The 1,166-nt window shown below is 31.2% G+C and carries 1 protein-coding gene; it reads right to left on the bottom strand.

Going from position 1 to position 1,166, the window contains the following annotated elements:
• Positions 1-338: 338 nt before the first annotated feature.
• Entirely contained in the window at positions 339-887 is a 549-nt protein-coding gene (locus MES37_RS24415) for a hypothetical protein (protein ID WP_237932828.1), read from the bottom strand.
• Between the last annotated feature and the right edge of the window lie 279 nt (positions 888-1,166).

The raw sequence follows: 1,166 nt of genomic DNA, 5'->3' as shown, positions 1-1,166 counted from the left end.
GATTATTAACAATCTAACAATAAATATTAAACTGTAAAAAATAACCATGAAACATCCCAATAAAATAAACAACTTGAGAGTAAGAACCTGAGAGTAAATACATTTATTAAAGTACATTTAGCAAAACATTAATTTAACAAAGAAAATTTTCAATATAGAAAAATAAAACTCATACATGCATATAAAAACTGAGATCATCAATACTATTGCTTGCACACAAAAACTAAGAGATCAACAATATCTAGTCGCAACTCCTCGACTCCAAATTAAGTCTTCTCCCACTTATTAATAAAATGAAAGAAGATTAACTGGCACCGATAAAAACCATTGATTTTTAGTTATAAATATAAGCGACTAACATCCTCCATTTTTGCCTGAGCAAAGGTATAGTGTTCTGGCCTAACTCTAATTCTTTTTATTGCTAGTTGCTCCGCCAATGGACTCCCTCCAGAAAAATCTCTTGGGTTCCTACCTTCGGTAATTTTGCATCCCCTTTTGTAAATAAAATTAAATGTTTTAGGGACAAACCCAGAGTAATTCTGGCTAGAGTATTCTGCAAAACTACCTTGTGTTTTTAAAAAGTGAATGATTTTATTGCCAATATGTGTAGATGGTGATGTGCATCGCATATAGGATTGTATCCCATCACCACCGAAAATAGTGGCCCTAAGACTCATTATACTTATACCTTTTCGCTCTAAGGATTGTTTTATATCTTGTAAATTTTGAAGTAATCTTAACTCTGTATCGAAATGTGCACAAAGTATATAATCATGCTGTTCTGATATAGCATATAATCCGATACATGTCTGAACTGCTGGCATAGTAAGATCTAACTCGTCTTTTTTAAAAACACCGTATTGCCCTTGATACACGACTACTCTCATATGTTAACCTTATTCTTTTGATTGATAATAACTATATAATGTAAACATTAAGATGATTGAGATATTTCCGCTTTCTATATCAGGAACAACAAGCGGAGCATGCACGTATTATTCTTTATAAATATCAAATACCCCATAACGACTCGTTTAAAATCAGTCAATTAAAGTCATAATATAATAAATCAACACCATTCAACTTAGGAAACATTTTAGGAACATTAAAAAAACAAATGGGGTGTATTTTTACACCAAAAAAAACACCCCTTATAGCTTATTTAA

The organism is Buttiauxella sp. S19-1 (genome assembly GCF_022134725.1).
Classification (GTDB): domain Bacteria; phylum Pseudomonadota; class Gammaproteobacteria; order Enterobacterales; family Enterobacteriaceae; genus Buttiauxella; species Buttiauxella ferragutiae.
Note: the sequence above shows the minus strand (reverse complement) of the source record. Positions and strands in the feature narration are given on the sequence as shown.

Coding starts and splice junctions, on each gene's coding strand:
- MES37_RS24415 (WP_237932828.1), bottom strand. CDS start 887: ATGAGAGTAGTCGTGTATCAAGGGCAATACGGTGTTTTTAAAAAAGAC.